The following is a 16,353-nucleotide window of genomic DNA, read 5'->3' on the forward strand; positions in this document are numbered from 1 at the left end:
ACTATTTCATCCTTTGAAAATCTTATTTTACTCATAACTAATCCACCTCATAAATTTATTGTACAAAAAAAGAACCTATATAGATAGACTCTTTTTTATAAGTGTCCATCTTATAGGTTCCAGTTTATAACTTACTTACTCTTTTTATATTTTAAACACAATTTATTAAAAATTATATTCTCAAGTTTTAATTTTTAATTATTATTCTTAAAATTTTCCTTTATCTAATCCATATAAAGCTTTCCAAGTATTTTTACCAACTATTCCATCTTGAACAAGATTAAAAACATTTTGTAGTTTTTTAATAGCTTTTTCAGTAGTTGATCCAAAATTACCATCTGCACAATATGGACTTAAATTATATCCTCTATTAATTAATCTTTTTTGAATTAATTTAGTTAAATTTCCTTTAGCTTCAATACGAACTGTTATACAAGCATTTAAAGTTTCATTTCCAAAATGACCATCAACCTTTAATCCAGCATTAAATTGAGAGTTTAATTCCATTTGAAGAGCCTTTACTTCTTCTCCTTGTATAGAAATCTCCCATAGTTCTTTAGGTTTTACATTTGGCTTTTGTGAAGGTCTTTGGTTTGAAGTGTCTCCTAAATTCTTTATAAATATTTCATTTGTGAAATTATTTAAATCTACATTAGAATTAATTCCTTCTATTTTTCCACTATCTGAATATTGATGTCCAACAACTTTAAATCCAGTTTCCATAGGTTTAGATACTCCATAATGAGCTATCCATCCAATATATTTTTTAACTCTGTCATCCAAATTATCTCTTCCAAAATATCCACCAGTATATATCATACAATCATATCCACTTAATCTTTTAAATTCTTCTAAAAATTCTATACATCTATCAGATATTTGTTTCCTATTTCTTCCTAAAATATTTGATTCTATATCTAAACAAGGCACTATATCAAACTTTCTATTTTTTATTGCATCCCAAAAATCTTGAGCTTGTTTACTTGGATCTGTTTTTTCACTCATAAAATGATAAAAACCTATTGATATTCCAACTCCAGATGCTCCTTTATAATGTTTTTCAAATAAAGGATCAATATAATCTACACCTTCAGTAGCTTTTATTATTACTATATCAACTCCACTTTTTTTAACTTCTGTAAAATTTACATTTCCATTGTGGTTTGATATATCTATTCCTTTTAACATTATATCCTCCTGTTTTTCTTTCGAAATTTTTATAAAAATATTTATATATCTAAAATTTTACATTTATAAATATTATAATTTAATATATTCTCTTTATTTATATTTAGTTACATATTAATTTACATATGTTTTTACAAAAGTTTATTAACGATTAAAGTATTCAAGTCCAATAGCCTCTCTAACTTCTGAAAGAGTTTGTGCCGCAATTTTTCTTGCTTTTAAACTTCCTTCCTCTAAAACTTTATATACATAATCAATATTTTTTTCAAATTCTTTTCTTCTCTCTCTAATTGGTTTTAACTCAGCTTGGATTACTTCATTTAAATATTTTTTAACTTTCATATCTCCAAGACCACCTCTTCTATAATGATCTTTCATCTCCTCTAACTTTTCATTGTCTTTACAAAATACATCTAGATATGTAAATACCGTATTATTCTCTACTTGTCCTGGGTCTTCTACTCTTATATGATTTGGATCAGTATACATTGACATTATTTTTCTTTTAATTTCTTCTGGTTCATCTGATAAATAAATTGCATTATTTAATGATTTACTCATTTTTAATTTACCATCAATTCCTGGTAATCTACCTGAACCTTCTTTTGCAAGATATATTTCAGGTTCTACTAAAATTTTTTTATTATAAATTTGATTAAAGCTTCTTACTATTTCTCTTGTTTGTTCTAACATAGGAAGTTGGTCTGCTCCTACTGGAACTAAATCAGCTTTAAAAGCAGTTATATCTGCAGCTTGGCTTACTGGATATATTAAAAATCCTGCTGGTATACTTAAATTAAAATTTTTTTCTTTTATTTCTGATTTTACAGTTGGATTCCTTTCAAGTCTTGCAACTGTAACTAAATTTAAATAGTGCATAGTTAATTCATTTAACTCTGGTATTTGAGATTGAACAAAAATTGTAGATTTTTCAGGATCTAATCCTACTGATAAATAATCTAATGTTACCTCAACTAAATTTTTTCTTATCTTTTCTGGATTTCTTGCATTATCTGTTAATGCTTGTTGGTCTGCTATCATTATGTAACTATCATATAAGCCTGTATTTTGAAGTTCTACTCTATTTTTTAAAGAACCTACATAATGCCCTATATGAAGTTTTCCTGTTGGTCTATCTCCTGTTAAAATTATTTTCTTTTTCATAAAAATCACTCCTAAAACTATTTTTTGTATAAAAAAACTCCGTCCTATAAAAAATAGGACGGAGATAATATTCCGCGTTGCCACCTAAATTGTGTAAAAAAAATCACACCTCTCATTTTCAAGTACTAACATACTCTATCCACTGTAAGGTGTGGCTTACCACTTAGATACTCTCTATTAAAAGATTTCGCCTCGTTCTTCAAAGACCCATTCATAAAACTTTTTCTTGCTAAGATTCCACCATCCTCAGCTCTCTTTATTGAACCTAAGTTAAATTACTTTTTCTTATCAACAGATTTAATTTATTTTTTTCATTATAGCTCTACATAAATTTCAAGTCAACTAACTGTATTACTAATTTAATTTTTAAATAATATTATTTTAAACTTAAATTATTAAAAGCTTTTAGATTATAATATTTTTATTTTAATATGTTCTTTTCATTTTTATTTATAATACTTAATATATTAAATGTACAATTATTCTAAATAAAAACTATGCATTAAAATTATAAAATGCGCCTTTCATTCCAGCAGTATTTTTAAGCTTTGCAAATTCTATTCTAGTATTAATATAAACTGATTCTATCAAATATTTTTTTAAACTCTTTTCTATTAAAGGTCTAAAAATTTCTTCTCTAGCCATTATTCCTCCACCCAGAACAACTACCTCTGGATTTACTGAATAAACAATATTAGAAATTCCCAAAGCCAAATTATCAACCAACTTTTCAACTTCTTCTCTACATATTAAATCTCCATTTTCATAATTATCTAAAACATATCTTCCATCTATAGACTTATAATCAATACCTTTTCGCAAAGCTACATTCTTAACTAAAGAAGTAGTAGATGCAATATTTTGAATATGCTCCCCATTAACCATCATATATCCTATTTCTCCAGCTGAATTACTAAATCCATAAAGTATTTTTCCATCTATTATTATTGCTCCCCCAATTCCAGTTCCTATTGTTAAACAAACCATTGAATTAGTCCCCATTCCAGCTCCATCAAAAAATTCTCCTAAAGCTGCACAGTTTACATCATTCTCCACAGAACAAGGTAATTTAAATTCTTTTTCTAATATACTCTTAACTTCAACTCCAGTATAATTAGGTATTGTTGGACCAGCATAAACAATTTTTCCTTCCTTAGGACACACCATTCCAGCAGTTGATATACATATTCCACTTATATCATTATCAATTCTAATTTCTTTAATTATTTCTTTAACTTTATCTATTATACTTAATCCACCTTTATATGCTTCAGTATCTCTATCATTACTCTCTATTAATGTTCCTTCTTTAGTTATAACTCCATATTTTATACTAGTTCCACCAATATCTATAACAGCAAATAAATCCATTTACATCACCTCTATTAAAATTAATATTCTATAAAAATTATCAAATATAAAAAGGTTGCATCAAAATAACTTAAAATAAGAATTATAAAACTAATTATTCTTAACTTAATTATTTGTGATACAACCTCTAAAATATTATAAAATTACTTTATATATAGCCTTTTTAACATCTGAAGATTCATTATCTGCCTTTAGACAAGTCATGTGTATATCTTCTGGATAACAAATAAGGAAATCACCTGCTTCTAATATAACTGTAGAATTTTCATTTCCGTCAAAAGATAAAAAATCATCTTTTTCAATAAACTCTTTAAATTTTAAATTTTCTTTAAAATTAAGGTCTATTCTTTCTTTTCCACTAAAAACAACGTGAACATCTATATATTTTTTATGGCCTTCCCAAAAACGCTCTTCTTTATTTTTTGTAGTATAATCAACTCTATTAAAGAAAAGCTCCTCACCTTTTATTTCATGAGTACCTAACTCAAACTCTATTACCTTATTGTTTTTTGCATGTAATAAAGCTTCTTTAACAAGCTTTGGTAAATAGTCATAACTTTCTAAATTCATTAAATTTCCAAATATCATTTAATTCACCTCCAAAACTTTCAATTTTAAACTAATACTTCTATTTAAATAAATAATAGAAAATATTGAAAAATCAATGCTTCCTCTAATTAAACATTAACTTTTTTATTTAAATTTATTGTTGCTTCGTTTAAAGTTTTCTCATCAGGTAACTGAGATTGAGTCATTAATGAAACTATCATTCCCACTATAATTGAAACACCTATTGATATAATTGAGTATGACCATATACTTACATCAAATCCACCATATTTACATACTATAACAGCTATTGCTGATGCTATAAATCCAGCATATGCTCCTGCTTTTGTAGCTTTTTTGAAAAATACTCCTAATACAAAAATTCCTGCTAAAACTCCAAGAACAAGTCCCATAAATCCATTAAACCATTCATAAGCTGAGTTTACTCCTCCACCTGCAAGAATAGATGCCATAAGTATTGAAGCTATACCAACACCTAAAGATATATATTGAGCAATTTTTGTTTGCTTTTCCATTGACATATCTTTTGTTATAAAATTTTGGATATCTAAAGTCCAACTTGTTGCAACTGAATTTAATCCAGTTGAAAGTGTTGATTGTGCTGCTGCGTATATAGCTGCAAGAACTATACCTGTTATACCAACTGGTAATTGGAAAGCTATATATGAAGCAAAAATTTGGTCTTGTTGAAGAGTTTGTACTAATTCTGGATTTTGTTTATAGAAAACAAATAAAGCTGTTCCTATTAAGTAAAATACAGTTGCTACAAATAATGATAATACTAAGTTTCCATAAGTCATTTTCTTTAATTGCTTTATATCTGTAGTTGTAGTAAATCTTTGAACTATATCTTGGCTTGATATATATGATGAGAAAGTATTTAATCCTCCTCCAACTATTAATAGGAATACACTTGTCTTAAATATATTTGCATCAAATATTGGTTCTTGTGGAGATAAGAATTTTCCTCCAGAAGTTAATTCACTCATAATAGATCCAAAACCACCATTTATTGTTGAAATTAAGAATACTAATGCAAAAACAATACCTGCTATAAGCACACAACCTTGAATAAAGTCTGTCCATAATACTGACTTTAATCCTCCTGTATATGAGTAGATTATTGCTATTATACCCATTACTGCTATAAGTAAATAAACATTTATTCCTGTAAGATTTGATAATACCATTGATGGTAAATACATTATAATTGCCATACGCCCTATTTGATAGATTATAAACATTATAGCACCAAGAATTCTAAGTCCTTTATCTTTATATCTTATCTCTAAATATTCATAAGCTGTATCTATATCTAATTTACTATATACTGGTAAGAAAAATTTTATTGTAAGAGGCACTGCTACAAACATTCCAAGTTGGGCAAACCACATAATCCAAGTTCCTTTATAAGAGTTACCAGCTAATGATAAAAATGATATTGGACTTAATAAAGTTGCAAATATTGAAACTGAAGTAACCCACCAAGGAATAGTTCCGTCTCCTTTAAAGAATTCTTTACCTTTCATCTCTTTCTTAGAGAACTTTAATCCTGCATAAAGTACAGCACCTAAATAAGCAACTAATACAACTAAGTCAATCTTTGTAAATCCTTGCATAACAATTCTCCTTACTCTTAAAAATACTTTTTATTAATTTTCTTAGCATTCTCAATCATTTCTTCAGTAGCTTCTTTCATAGGTTGTCTACAGTATCCTGCATCAACACCTTGCTCTTGAAGAATTAACTTAATTGTTTGATATAGACCATTGTTTAAAATATCAGTTATTAAATCATTAGTCACATGTTGAACTTCTAAAGCTGTTTTTATATCTCCTTTTTTAGCAGACTCAAAGATTTGTCTTGCTCTAACACCATTTACATTAAATGTTGAACCTATAGCTCCATCAACTCCAAGTACTGTAGCTGGTAACATCATTTCATCAAATCCAGCATATATTAATTTGTCTGGGAATGTTTTTCTCATACGCTCTAATAAGTAGAAATCTGCTGCTGTAAATTTAACTCCTATAATCTTATCGTTTTTAAAAAGTTCAGCAAATTGATCAATTGATATATTTACTCCTGTTAAAAAAGGAATTGAGTAAATTATAAGTTTATTATCAACAGAATTTATTATTGTTTCATAATAATGTTTTATCTCATTAAAATCAAATTTATAATAAAATGGTGTAACTGCTGATATTGCATCATATCCTAAATCTGTAGTAAACTTAGCTAGCTCTACAGCCTCTTTTAAATTAACTGAACCTACTTGAGCTATTAATTTAACTTGTCCTTTTACTTCGTCTATAGCAATTTCAAATATTCTTTTCTTTTCATCAGTTGAAAGCATGAAGTTTTCTCCAGTACTTCCTCCTACATAAAGCCCATCTACTTTGCACACATCAATATTATGTCTAATTATCTCCCTTAACCCTTTTTCATTAATATTTCCATCCTTATCAAATGAAACTAATAAAGCTGAATAAATACCTCTCATTGTTATTCTCCTCTCAAAATCCTATAATTAATTTATTTTAAATATCAGTAAATCTCTTAGTTATTTGATGTTTGCTTATTTCAGTTATACCAAAAACTTTTGAATATTTACCTAAATAAAATACTTTCTTTACTTATCTCAATTTAAAACCTTTACATTTCCATTATTAGACCTCTTTCTTTTCATAGCATCTACTGATCTAATTTTACAATCTATTTTCATAAGCTCGTCTACTTTTTATCCTATAAATTTCTAACCCCCTTTAATCTCTATTAATTCACCTTTTATCAATTCTAAAATTTAATATATTTCCCTAAAATTTCTTTTTTCAATTTCATTATAATGCTTCATAAAAACATTTTCAATATTTTTGTGAAACTTTTTTTCATTTTTTGAAAATATACTGTGATTACCTCTTTTGCTAATTGCTCTTTATACATTTTACTTTATAATATAGACTTCGACTTATCATAGTATATACATTAATTAAGTTGTTATTTTCTTTTATTATTACTTATGTAATTTTAAATATCTATTCTTAATAGACATTTAAAATAAGTGATATTAATGTTCTTATTAATTAAATAAAGCTCAATATAGTATTCTATATTGAGCTTTAAAGCAAATATTTTTTATTAATTGTTGTTATTTAAATTTATTGAATATTTTTATTAATTAATTCATAATAAGATGTCAAATCTTTATACTCTATACTTCCATCTGCTTCATAAAGAATACTTAATTTTTCATTTTCAAATGTTAGACATGAATATCCTCCACCAGATTTATTGCCATCATTAGGGTAAGGAACACATAATTCCTTAACTCCTTTAGATAAATCATCAAAATCAATCATATAAACAGTAATATTATCTCTAATATATCCACCTTTAGTGTTCTTAGGTGCTGAAATCAATCCAATTCTATGCCCATTTGAAGTAGTAATTTTAATAAATGAACCTTGACATCCTGCCCCAGGACCAGTTAAAATTTTCTCGTTCAAAGGCTCATATATTTTCCATGTAGCTCCTAAATCGTGAGATATATATGCTGCTCTATAACCAGTTGAATCATATCTAGCGCTCATAATTAAAGCTCCATCTAACTCTATTACCATATTTTCAGAAGTTCTTGAATTAGGTACTTTATTTCCCATTGTCCATGTTTCACCATTATCTTTTGAATATATAATTGATGAATAATAATTATTGGTATTATTTTCTCTTAATGCAATTTGTATTGGCATTACTATTGTTCCATCAGGCATTATAATACCAGAACCAACTCCACCTAACCATCCAATTGTATTACTTGGTTGATTTTTTATTCTTGCTGTATTTGTAGTTAAATCTATTTTATTAGACCAAGTTAATCCATTGTCATCAGAATAAACCATCTGAACAGACCAATCTTTTCGTAAAGAGGTTGTACCACTTGCCCAATTACCATTTGTATTCCAAGATCCAGCAATTAAAATGATTCTCCCTGCATTTGTAACAACTGTTGTTGAGTCCATTACACGAGAATATGTTGAATTAATACGATCATTTTTCATCGCTATTTGATAATCCCATGTTTTCCCACCATCAGTACTTCGTGCGCAACCAATATCAATATATCCATGATCATTAGCCCCATTATAACGAATATCTGAAAATGCTAGCATAGTACCATCTTTTAAAATTTGCATACTTGGAATTCTAAAGTAATTTGCATTCCATATATTATTATCCTTATTAAATATAGTTATTGATTTTTCCTGATTATCTAAAGTAGTCGCAGATGCAATAATACTATTACCTCCTAATATAGCAGTCATAATAAATAAAAAATTTATAATCTTGATAAAAAATTTTTTCATATCTCCCCCTATTTAAAATTTATTTTTTATACAAGTACTCTTTATCCATAAATTTTCTGAAAATTCTGTATAATTTATTTTATCATAATTTTCCAAATTTTAATATACTATTGTTATTAAAAACTCATTATTAAAATAATTTCTAAAATAATATTTTTATATATAATTTATAAACTATTCCTTACTTCTTTATCTTCTAAAAATAATTGATCTTTTAAAACCATAAACAAAAATACAAAACCTACTGTTATTATTACATGTCCTAAACCAGAAATTCCATTCATAGCTGGCCCTATATTATTTCCTTTAACTTGAGCTATCCCAATTACAAAAAACATAACTGTAGTTAATATTAATCCAATATTATAGACTACAAAAAATTTATTGAACCACTTATTTTTACTTATATTAAATACTCTTTCAAATAAAGTAAGCATTAAAAATATTAAAAATCCTAAAATTAAAATATGAGTATGTGCTACCTTTAATTGAGTATTTCCAGTAAAATTATTTAACACTGTAAATTTTCTATAAAACACACCTGAAGCAAGTCCTAATAACAAATAAGAAATCGCTGTATAAAAAATCTTCTTCACCAATTCTCACCTCCTTTTTATTAGATAAATTTAATTTTATAATATTAATTTTCTATTATCTATAATTATTCTTTATTTCTATATTAAATAGAAATTTTATATAAATTAATCACAAATATATTAACTTACATATATGTAAACATTATTGTAATTAAAAATAAAAACAATTTTATCACTAAAAAAGTATACAATTATAAATCCTTATTTAAATCATAAATTTAAGCTTCTATACGAAATACCTCTAATCTTTAAAAACAAAAATAAAAAAAAGTCAGAAATAAACTTTCTGACTTTTTTTTATTTATTTAATACATCACTAAATATGTCTTTTATATATTCATTATCACTATTTTTAACTATATACCAAGAATTTTTATAATAATCTATTGTATGATCTAAAAATTTTTTAGATAACTCTGATAAATGTATTCCTTTTTTATAAGATATAGATATCTTCCTTGTTTTATTTTTATCTTTAAGTCTTAATATAGAATAAAAATTACTTTTTGATTTTAAGCAAATTGATACAGGAGCAAGAGATACAACCCTTTTTGTTTCTAGTAATTCTGATATTATGTATGAATCTCCTTCAAATATTACATTAGGACTAAATCCCGCTTGTTCAAAAAGTTTATTTGTTATATTTTTAAATGAATTATTTTCTGTAACTTCAATAAAATCTTCATCTTTAACTTCGCTTAAATAAATAAATTTTTTATGTGCTAACGGGTGAGTTTTAGGAATAACAACTACAATTTCCTCTTCTATTAAGTCTATAGTTTCAATATCAGGGTCATCTAAACTTGGAGATGTTATAGCAAAATCTATACTTCTATCTTGTAATTTTCCTTTGATGTCATCATATTCATTTATTATACTTTGTGTCAATGTTATCTCTGAATTAACCATTAAAAATTCTTTTAATACTCCACTTAAAAAGAAACTTGCATTTGTTGTTATTGATAAGTGAGTATTTTTTTGCCCATACATTTCTAAAATTTCTGACTTTGCATTTTCTATTTGGCTCATTATTGAATCTACATGCTTTAAAAAATTCTTTCCAAATACACTAAGTTCAATTTTCTTTCCTTTTCTGTTAAATAATGGAACATTAAGTTCATCTTCTAACCTTTTTATAGTTATACTCAGAGAAGGTTGTGATATATGAAGTTCCTTTGCTGCTTTTGTTATATTCTCATATTTAGCAACACTTTGAAAATATTTTAATTGTAATAATTCCAATCCTATGACCTCCTATATATATTGAAATATATATCTATATAATATTTATATATTTCAAATTATACATAATAACAATTATAATTAATATAGTTTAGAAAATTGTTTTTTAATAGTTTAAAAAATGTTTTTCTAACTATTTCAAAATTTTTAGAAGGGGAGTTTAATGGAAAAACAAAAGAAAAAACTAGATAGTAAAAAGATATGGCTTTTAGTAATATTGCTTAGTATCATATTTATTCCTTCCTTTTATGGATATACATATTTAAAATCCTATTGGAACAATGGCACTGCAATTAACAAAGTTCCTATAGCAGTAGTTAATCTTGACCAACCTTACAGTAAAGATGGTCAAACATATGATATAGGGAATACTATAATTGATAATTTAAGGAATAATAATACGCTTGATTGGAAATTTGTTAATTACAATGAAGGTAATGCAGGACTTTATGGTACAAAGTATTATGCAATGATAGTAATTCCAAAAGATTTTTCTAAGGAAGTTGCTAATGCAAGTACTGATGGATTTAAGAAGCCTCAAATTGATTTTTATCAAAACCAAGGTAAAAACTTTATTTTCTCTGAGATATCTAGTACAGCAGCAAAAAATATACAGGAAAATGTTGCTCAATCAATATCAAAGAGCGTTTCAAGTGTTTTAGTACAAACTATCTATAAGACAAAAGATGGTTTTAAAACAGCTGCTGATGGATCAAATCAATTAAATTCTGGACTAGAGAAATTAAAAGATGGTTCTATAAGTTTAAATAATGGAATCCAAAAGCTTCAAAATGGTTCTGAAAAACTTGATAATGGAGTTGGTAAACTTCAAGATGGTTCCTCTAAGCTTGTATCTGGAGTTAATAAACTTCAAGATGGTTCTTCTAAGCTTGTATCTGGAGTTGATAAGCTTCAAGATGGTTCTTCTCAGCTTGTATCTGGAGTTAACAAACTTCAAGATGGTTCTTCTAAACTTGTAGGAGGAGTTCAACAATTACAGGATGGCTCTTCTAAACTTGAAAATGGAGTTCAAAGATTACAAGATGGTTCTTCTCAGCTTGTATCTGGAATGCAAAAGCTTGAAGGTGGATCTCAAAAATTACAAGATGGAGTTCAACAATTACAGGATGGTTCTTCTAAACTTGTATCCGGAATGCAAAAATTACAAGCTGGAGCTAATGGAATAGAAAAAGGACAAGAAGATATAACTGAAGAGTTAAAATATCTTAATGTTCTAATGGCTAAAGGTGACATAGAAGCTGCTAAAAAGCTTTCAGCAGAAATTGCTCAACAAAGCGCTAAACTTAATGCTGGAATGAATTCTTTAAATGCAGGAATAAATAATGCTTCAGAAGGTGCTAATAAAATAAATAATGGCCTATCTTCACTTGGAAATGGAGTTTCTTCTTTAAGTAATGGTATTAATAATGCCTCAAATGGAGCAACTCAATTAAATAGTGGATTAAATTCAGTTAGTAATGGGGCATCCCAATTAAATAGTGGATTAAACTCAGTTAGTAATGGAGCAACTCAATTAAATAATGGATTAAATTCAGTTGGAAATGGAGTTAATGCATTAAATAGTGGTCTTGGTTCTGTTAAAAATGGAGCAAATGCTATAGATAATGGTCTTGGTGCAGCATCAACAGGAGCTGCTGCATTAAACAATGGTCTTGGAACAGTATCTAATGGTATGAATTCACTAAATAATGGTCTTGTTTCAGCTAGTGCTGGAGGTAATCAACTTGCTAATGGATTAAATTCTGCTAGTTCTGGTGCTTCTAAATTAAGTGCTGGACTTAATAGTGGATATGATAATCTTAATAAGAATGTTACTTTCTCAGCAGAGAATATGAGTGAATTTATCGCTAACCCAATAAGTCTAAATACTATAGTTATAAATCCAGTTTCTTCATATGGAGAAGGATTTGCGCCATACTTTATGTGCATAGGTTCATGGGTTGGAGCTATGTATGTATATTATATGATAAGTGCATTATCTAGAAAGTTCAAAGGAAGCTTTAAGAAAAGATTTATCAAAATGTATGTATATGGAACTCTTATTTGTTCAGCTCAATCATTACTAATGAGTACATTTGTATATTTTGGATTAGGAATTCATTCCAAAACACTTGGATGGTTCTATCTGATAAATCTAATATCAATGATAGCGATATTTAGCTTGATGAATGGTCTACATTATATAATAACTCCAATAATGAAAGGAGCAATTACTGTTCTTATGGTTTTACAATTCACATCTTGTGGAGGATCATACCCAGTTGTTATGCTACCAGCATTCTTTAGAGCTATAAGTCCTTTCATGATATTAACTCATAGTGTAAATGATATGAGAATGGCCATAAGTGGAATAAATTATACTGCTTTCTATAATAACCTAATAATATTAATTCTATTTATAGTTGTTTCAACAGTAGTAGGATTCTTAGTTGGTTATACTAGAAACCATATCACTCATAGAAGAGTTATGAGAGAAAAAAATGAAATGATAAGAGAAGACGAATTATTTAATCAATATGTTTAATTCTCAATAAAAAAAGAACTAGGATATAAATTCCTAGTTCTTTTTTATTTTTAATTATTTATCCCAACCAAGGGCAGCTCTTTTCTCTTTAAAATCTGATATTATTTTATCTGCTAATTTTATAGGATCAACATCTATATTCATTTTTGATCCTAAAGTTTCACTTGAATCTAATATGAAGTTCATAACATTTTCTGAACCATGAGCTGGTGGATAAACACAGTGATAAGAATTAATACCCATAAGTCTAAAACTATATGAAGCTCCTATACCTTTTTCATTTGCCCATTCTGGACTAGCTAATCCATAAGGCATATCTTTAAGTTGTATTCCAAGTTCTTCTGCTACTCCTCCAAATATTTCACTACTTCTTGTATTATCAACACATTCTCCTACATGCCAAACTGGAGGTAAATTTTCTCCTAAAAAGCTCTTTAATCCGTCTCCTGCTTTTCTTAATGCATCTTTATTACAGAAACCTAATTTTAATAATGGGAATGATGCACATCCATTTGTTAATATAAGTATATTATTTTCAAGTAATTTATCTGCAATATCAACTATTGCTCTTTCATAAACTACTCTTGGATTACAACATCCTACTAAGTTTACTATACCTAATATTTTTCCACTCTTTATAGCATCTGCAATTGGTTTCATACTACCAAATTCTTTTTCAAGATATTCGTAAGAAAAACCAACTTCTGCATCAACTTCATATGGGGGAATAAATACAGGAATATCTCTTCTTTCTGTAAAACTTTCAATTGCTCTAGTAACTATTTTTCTAGCTAAATTTTCTGTTTCTGAAATATTTGAGTGATGATGATCATAAGCATAATGTTCTGCTCCAGGTAATCTAGCTGAATCACTTGTTGTAACAACAGTAGTTTTAAAACATCTAGCTACATCCATTATTCCAGGAAATACATCTTGAACATCTGCAACCCAAAGGTCTAATGCTCCAGTTCCTAAAACTAATTCTGCTCCCACAGAATTTGATAAAGGAATTACTCCATTGTATCTATACATTGATGATAGCCCTGTACAACAAATACCATAGAATTTTATTCCTTTTGCTCCTTTTTCTTTAGCCAATTTAATAAATTCTTCACTTTGCCCTTGTTTTACAATTTCGCTAACAAGTATTGGTAAATGTCCGTGAACTGCTATATTTACATATCCTTCTTCTAATGCCCCAACATTAACTTTTGAAGTTTTTCTAATTGGTGGCCCAAATAAACTATCTGTTGCAATGGCTGGTGCAACAACTCCTGAATATAAGAAAGTAAGTCCACATCTTCCAAACTCTTTCATTATATTTTTCCAATCACCATCTGTTGCCTCATTTGTTCTGTGTAGAGATTCAAAAACCTCATGATATGCACTTATAGGTAATATGTCCATATCACTCCAAACTTTTTGTCTCTCTTCTGGAGCAAATGCTTTTATTGTTTTATATTCACCTGGAAGTGATCTTGACATATCATCTAAAAGAACATCCGAAAGTTCTATAGCAATTTGATTTATTGTTTTTCCTTCTGTTTCTAGTCCAAATTTTTTAGCACTATTTATTAAGATATCTTTTCCTAGTATAGGTAAATTTAATTTTCCTTCAGCAGCATATCTTAACGCTAAAATAACTTCTCTACCATGAGCTCCATGTGCAGCTGTTCCACCTGCTAAACTTCTTAGCATATTTCTTGCTACTATAAGATCTGCATCTGCTCCACATACTCCTCTAGGACTTTTAGGAGTTATTTTACAAGGTCCCATATTACAAATACGGCAACATACTCCTGCTAGACCAAAACTACATTGTGGTTTTTGAGTATCAAATCTATCAAATGCTGTACTACATCCTATTTGCTCCATTCTTAATATCATATCTCTTACTGCTGGATCAGGAGTTTTATCTATTACATCCTGCTTAGAAGCAAAAGTTTTTCTATATTCAGCAACTGCTGTCATATAATCTTTTACTCCTCCATGCTGATGATGATGTTCATGATTATGATCATGCTGATGTTCATTTATATGTTCATGATTATTTTTGTTTAAATTATCCATAATTTTATGCCCCCAATAAAAATTTTCTTTTAGAAAACTTCTAAATTTAATTTTAAATTCTACTTACTATTAACATTTTTCTATAAAATCTTAAGATTATAAATTTTTAATTTTAAATAACATAAATTTATGTTTCTTGTTTTTAGAATAATTCTCTTTTTTTAACATTTCAAGACATTGTTATTGTTTTAACATTTCCGTCTTAATTTGTTAATTTATTCTAAAATTCACATAAGCTTTATATACGCAAAGCTTTTAACAGTATTCCATTTTTTTCATTAAAAAAAAAATCATATTTTTCTATTTAATAAATTATAAAACTTTATATATTTAAAATAATAAAATTAATCATTTATTTTATTATTTTTATCATTATAATTTATCTCATAAAATTTAGGATAACTATAAATCAATTGTAAAAAAGTATAAATAAAATTATCTTTTAAATAAATAAAAAGGAGTATAAAAAACTATACTCCTTTTTAAGTAATTAAAACAAATTTATTATATTATATTATATTATATTATTTTCTCTTAAGAAATCTCTGTCTGAAATTACCTCTTCATAATTTCCATCTCTTATTATTTTATTTTCACTCGAAAATACTATAGCTCTATTAAAAATTCCTTCTATATACTCAAAATCATGAGTAGCACAAATTATTGTCTTTCCATTTTCATTAAGCTTTAGAATTAAATCTCTCAAGAATCTTTTACTTTTTGGATCAATTTCATTAAAAGGTTCATCAAATGCTATAACTTCTGGATTTAATGCCAAAACACTTGCTATTGCTACTTTTTTCTTTTCTCCTCCACTTAGATTGTAAGGTTCTCTATCTCTAAGCTTCTCTATATTAAGCATTTCTAAACAATCATTAACTCTTTCTTCAACTTCTTCTTCACTCATTCCTAATTGTATAGGTCCAAAGGCTATTTCTTCAAAAACTGTAGCACAAAATAATTGAGTTACACTGTTTTGAAAAACAAAACCTATTTTTTTATGAAATTTTTTTGAGAATGTACTATCAGATAATCTTTTTTCTGTTATAACTTCATTATCTACAATATATTCACCACTAACTGGACTTACAATTCCATTTATAAGTTTTAATAAAGTAGATTTACCACTTCCATTTTCCCCAATTAGGGCTACACTTTCTCCATCTTTAATATTTAAACTAATATCATCTAAAGCTAAAGTGTTTTTATATTTAAAAGAAACATTTTTAAGCTCTATCATCTC

Annotated in this window: 12 protein-coding genes and 1 other annotated feature; of the genes, 1 reads left to right on the forward strand and 11 read right to left on the reverse strand. The window is 27.2% G+C overall.

Features of this window, described 5'->3' with window-relative positions; genetic code table 11:
- Positions 1 to 207: 207 nt before the first annotated feature.
- The 9 genes from CLTHE_RS02995 to CLTHE_RS03035 form a co-directional block, all read right to left on the reverse strand.
- On the reverse strand, positions 208 to 1,188 hold the full coding sequence (locus tag CLTHE_RS02995) for a GH25 family lysozyme (protein WP_080021932.1): 981 nt from the start codon (positions 1,186 to 1,188) through the stop codon (positions 208 to 210).
- A 144-nt stretch (positions 1,189 to 1,332) separates the two neighbouring features.
- Positions 1,333 to 2,352, reverse strand: coding sequence for a tryptophan--tRNA ligase (trpS, locus tag CLTHE_RS03000; protein ID WP_080021933.1), 1,020 nt, complete (start codon positions 2,350 to 2,352; stop codon positions 1,333 to 1,335).
- 51 nt (positions 2,353 to 2,403) lie between these two features.
- Positions 2,404 to 2,653: a binding site (T-box leader), on the reverse strand.
- Between the two features lie 194 nt (positions 2,654 to 2,847).
- The gene (locus CLTHE_RS03005) at positions 2,848 to 3,723 is read right to left on the reverse strand and encodes an ROK family protein (protein ID WP_080021934.1); all 876 of its coding nucleotides are present in this window, start codon (positions 3,721 to 3,723) and stop codon (positions 2,848 to 2,850) included.
- Between the two features lie 135 nt (positions 3,724 to 3,858).
- Positions 3,859 to 4,311, reverse strand: coding sequence for a NanQ anomerase/TabA/YiaL family protein (locus CLTHE_RS03010; RefSeq protein WP_080021935.1), 453 nt, complete (start codon positions 4,309 to 4,311; stop codon positions 3,859 to 3,861).
- Between the two features lie 89 nt (positions 4,312 to 4,400).
- Positions 4,401 to 5,912 (reverse strand): sodium:solute symporter family protein, encoded by a 1,512-nt coding sequence (locus CLTHE_RS03015; protein ID WP_080021936.1) that lies wholly within the window; start codon positions 5,910 to 5,912, stop codon positions 4,401 to 4,403.
- 17 nt (positions 5,913 to 5,929) lie between these two features.
- Positions 5,930 to 6,796: an N-acetylneuraminate lyase gene (locus CLTHE_RS03020; protein ID WP_080021937.1), complete on the reverse strand. Its 867-nt coding sequence runs from the start codon at positions 6,794 to 6,796 to the stop codon at positions 5,930 to 5,932.
- Positions 6,797 to 7,451: 655 nt separating this feature from the next.
- Positions 7,452 to 8,657 carry a sialidase family protein gene (locus CLTHE_RS03025; RefSeq protein WP_080021938.1) on the reverse strand — a complete coding sequence of 402 codons (1,206 nt, stop codon included), beginning with the start codon at positions 8,655 to 8,657 and terminating at the stop codon, positions 7,452 to 7,454.
- A gap of 167 nt (positions 8,658 to 8,824) precedes the next feature.
- Positions 8,825 to 9,253, reverse strand: a complete 429-nt coding sequence (locus tag CLTHE_RS03030) for a DUF2871 domain-containing protein (RefSeq protein ID WP_080021939.1) — start codon at positions 9,251 to 9,253, stop codon at positions 8,825 to 8,827.
- A gap of 297 nt (positions 9,254 to 9,550) precedes the next feature.
- Entirely contained in the window at positions 9,551 to 10,495 is a 945-nt protein-coding gene (locus tag CLTHE_RS03035) for a LysR family transcriptional regulator (protein WP_080021940.1), read from the reverse strand.
- A gap of 163 nt (positions 10,496 to 10,658) precedes the next feature.
- Between CLTHE_RS03035 and CLTHE_RS03040 the strand changes: the two genes are divergently transcribed.
- Positions 10,659 to 13,040, forward strand: coding sequence for a YhgE/Pip domain-containing protein (locus tag CLTHE_RS03040; protein ID WP_080021941.1), 2,382 nt, complete (start codon positions 10,659 to 10,661; stop codon positions 13,038 to 13,040).
- Positions 13,041 to 13,094: 54 nt separating this feature from the next.
- Here CLTHE_RS03040 and cooS read toward each other — a convergent pair whose 3' ends face one another.
- Together cooS and CLTHE_RS03050 are read right to left on the reverse strand one after the other, a co-directional pair.
- A complete protein-coding gene (gene cooS, locus CLTHE_RS03045) occupies positions 13,095 to 15,110 on the reverse strand; it encodes an anaerobic carbon-monoxide dehydrogenase catalytic subunit (RefSeq protein ID WP_080021942.1) in 2,016 nt (671 codons plus the stop codon).
- A 514-nt stretch (positions 15,111 to 15,624) separates the two neighbouring features.
- The gene (locus CLTHE_RS03050; RefSeq protein WP_080021943.1) at positions 15,625 to 16,350 is read right to left on the reverse strand and encodes an energy-coupling factor ABC transporter ATP-binding protein; all 726 of its coding nucleotides are present in this window, start codon (positions 16,348 to 16,350) and stop codon (positions 15,625 to 15,627) included.
- Between the last annotated feature and the right edge of the window lie 3 nt (positions 16,351 to 16,353).

The sequence above is a fragment of the Clostridium thermobutyricum DSM 4928 genome, assembly GCF_002050515.1.
GTDB lineage: Bacteria > Bacillota > Clostridia > Clostridiales > Clostridiaceae > Clostridium > Clostridium thermobutyricum.